Annotated in this window: 3 protein-coding genes; all 3 read right to left on the reverse strand. The window is 29.7% G+C overall.

The genetic code is table 11. From position 1 onward, the window contains the following. Nucleotides 1–661: 661 nt before the first annotated feature. The gene (locus C7954_RS12415; protein WP_134060171.1) at nucleotides 662–1,564 is read right to left on the reverse strand and encodes a HEPN domain-containing protein; all 903 of its coding nucleotides are present in this window, start codon (nucleotides 1,562–1,564) and stop codon (nucleotides 662–664) included. A gap of 149 nt (nucleotides 1,565–1,713) precedes the next feature. Then, nucleotides 1,714–2,295, reverse strand: a complete 582-nt coding sequence (locus C7954_RS12420) for a TIR domain-containing protein (protein WP_134060172.1) — start codon at nucleotides 2,293–2,295, stop codon at nucleotides 1,714–1,716. Then, nucleotides 2,288–2,692 (reverse strand): hypothetical protein, encoded by a 405-nt coding sequence (locus tag C7954_RS12425; protein ID WP_134060174.1) that lies wholly within the window; start codon nucleotides 2,690–2,692, stop codon nucleotides 2,288–2,290. Before C7954_RS12425 ends, C7954_RS12420 begins: the two co-directional genes overlap by 8 nt. Nucleotides 2,693–3,247: the final 555 nt, after the last annotated feature.

Consider the following 3,247-nt stretch of genomic DNA (forward strand, 5'->3'; position numbering starts at 1 on the left):
TACTTCATGTAAAAGAAAAAAATTCCTGCATAGTAACAGGTTTAATTATTATTTCTCTTTTTTTGATTTTCTAAAGCACATCTCGTCAATCCATCTTGATACTTCTACGACTAAAGATACTGAGGCAGCCTAATGTCACGACTGTGACTGTTAGGCGGATAAATCTTTTATTATCTCTTTTCTGTTTTAATTCATTTATTATTAGTTGCTGCTACTTATCATTGATACTTTGAATTTGCTATCTTCATGAAACTTATTTCATTAAGATTTACAGCAGAAAATTTTAAAATGCTAAATAATTTTTTACACTTTTCGCTCATTAAGACTTTACACTTGAAATTTTTCTAATGCGATTTAACATTGAATTATTTTGATCTTAACCAAAAAATTTAAAATTAATGGTTTAATTATTATTAATGATCTTAAATTATTCGAGAGGGTTATACAAATCCATCTCGTTCTTTTTAAGCTGAAAACATACTTACTTAGTTTAATGTCGTATAACGTTCCTGGGATTTGCGCTCGTGACTGGTTCCGTCAGGAACTGGCGTAAAGCTTGCTTTTTCATATTCGTTATTGGTTAACCTGCAAGCTTTATGACAGAAGTCATGACGCCAATCCCATGTTATCTGAAGTCAGCTATTAATTCATTTCATTTAATTTAATATTTAGCTTCAAATGATTGTAAAATTATTACTGCAATCTTTAATGATGAATTGTGAGCTGTCAATGCATCTTGAATACTAATATTCTTTTCCCCATATCTTATTCCTGGTTTACAACTTACTTCTTCAATTAAAGAATTTGGTATATCCTTTAAACCTTGCTCTTTTGATAGTTTAGCAAGTTCTTTTAATTTATGTGTTCTTGGAAATTCCCCAGCTGTTTCTTTTAACCAAGCTTTTAATAATTTTTCTACTGCTTGTAATGATGACCATTTTGAGAGTCCAACTGCTTTAGGGCGATTTATTAAATGAAAAACAGCTGCGTCGAAATCATGAAGAGCTTCTTGAACAAATTTTATATTTTCGATTATAGTTATTTTTGTATAAAACTCCCAACCTAATAAAAATGTTTTAAAAATATTTTTGTATTCATTTTGATTTAAAGAATTTCTTAATTCATCTGTTAAATTATCTATACTGTCTAATATGTTATATGTATGAATATTATCATTATTTTCGAAAGTCTTTTTTAAAGGTGAAACAATAAAATTTAATTTACCATATAATAAAGGAAGTTTCATTAACCAGGGGTCATCTTTTATTTCCACAATGATTTTCCCAATAGAAAACTCTGATTTAAGATTTTTATTATATCTTTTATCATACCAGTTCATAATTCTAATAACTAAATCATCTCCATAATAAATACCAGGTTTAGGAGATCTATTAGGAGGATTTACTTTTAAATCAACAGAGTATTTTTCTGATATTTTGCCAATTGCATGAAATGGGCGACTTACCATAGGAATTTCTTCTCGCCTTAATTTTTTATCAATATTTTCCATGAGTACTTTGAATTCAATCTCTGTTTCCGGAAATTTTTGATTTAATTTAGTCATTAATATCTCCCTTCAAAAAGCTGATTTCAGATAACGTCCCGCAGGTTTACGAAGTTTCAGTGCCTTACATAGCTCTTATGTTAGGCACTGAAATTTGGGCGAAACGATAGTGAAGCCGTAAACCTTGCTGTTAGACGATGTTACCGGACTTATTTAGAAACTTTATCTACCCATTTATTAAAGTTAGTATAACCATCATCAAAAACCCAATCATATGTATTGTAAAAAGAAGATAATTTTAATGCTTTTCCTCGATTAGCAATATCACTTTTAATTGAGTATCCATCATGATCCTTATAATTAATCCACTGTCCATTTTTATATTCAAGAAATGAAAGATAATTTCCTTCTTCATTATACTTTACAGCTAAATAATCGAAAGGATTATGCCCTTGAATAGCTACATTCCCATACTTGTCTTTAATATTATGAATATATACCCCAAAAATACCATTACCTTTAGCAAGACTTTTAATGATTTCATACCTAACCCATCTTCTAGAATAAGTATCTGTTCCTATTAAAACACAAGATACACTGGTGTTTTTCAGTCCATCAGCAATTAGTCTTTTAAGCGCTTTTACACCTTTCTTTTTTGCTTCCTCCCAAATAGACGCATCAAAAAAACCAGAAGCTTTTCTATCTTGTGTAATCCAGCTATTTCTTACCACATTAGCTCTAAAATCAGAAACATCTTTATAATGAAAACTGAAAAATACTCTTTTAGCCACAATTATTACCCCCATATAAAATTAATATAGTTAATCCTAATAATATTAAACCGTAAAATATAAATAATGTTTTAGAAAAAAAAGTTTTAATCCAAGTAATTTCTTTAAACTTTTTAGTATCCATAGAAAAGTCAATCTTTTTCTCATCTAATAACCTTACTTTATTAAATAACTTTCTAAATAATCTCTCTTGATATAAAAAATAACTGTCAATAATCCAAAAAAGTAACGTTGGAAATACTGCAATATATAATAAACTGGTATTTAAATTACTTTTTTCAATTACAATAAATGCTGATATCAAAGTTATAGTCCAACCTTTAATTAAGAATGAATTATGCGACAATCTTGCAATTACATTTTGGATCATTTCTAAATGACTTACCTTTTTACCCATAATTTTTTTCACCACCTTCTTAGGTAATTTCGTCTAACGTTACTGGGATTTAAGAAGTTCATGAAGCCTAGGGCGACTGCCCTTGCTGAATAAATTTGGATGGAGCGACAGCGGAATCTTCAATCCCATGTTATGCGCTGTAATGATTTGCAACGTAAAAATTTTAACTCTACTTCAACTTACTGAATATTGATTTTAACACTTAACCAGCAAGCCTTCGTATATTCTTTACTATATTACATCTTCACGAAATTCGTGAAGATCGAACAGTGACTAATTTATTTATTGATATATGCAAATAAACCGCTAAATTATAATTACCTAGGTCTATTGTTTGAACCACTCAAAACTTGCAGTTATTATTTCCTTCGTTTGCAGGAGTTAATTCATAACATTTAACGATGCTCCAACCCTTCTTTTATCTTTTCTCTTTATTTGCTGCTGTTTAATCATTATTGCGTATAACGATACTGGGATTCGCGGTGTGCCCGATGTCAACAGACCTGGTGCAAAGTTGGCTATCATACCCGTAATTAGTTGAGTGCTAACTTTGTG

It is taken from the genome of Halanaerobium congolense (assembly GCF_004366375.1).
In the GTDB taxonomy this organism is placed as follows: Bacteria; Bacillota; Halanaerobiia; order Halanaerobiales; family Halanaerobiaceae; genus Halanaerobium; species Halanaerobium congolense.

Bases quoted from the DNA above. Each gene is read 5' to 3' on its own strand.
- C7954_RS12415 (WP_134060171.1), bottom strand. From the start codon at position 1,564: ATGACTAAATTAAATCAAAAATTTCCGGAAACAGAGATTGAATTCAAA.
- C7954_RS12425 (WP_134060174.1), bottom strand. From the start codon at position 2,692: ATGGGTAAAAAGGTAAGTCATTTAGAAATGATCCAAAATGTAATTGCA.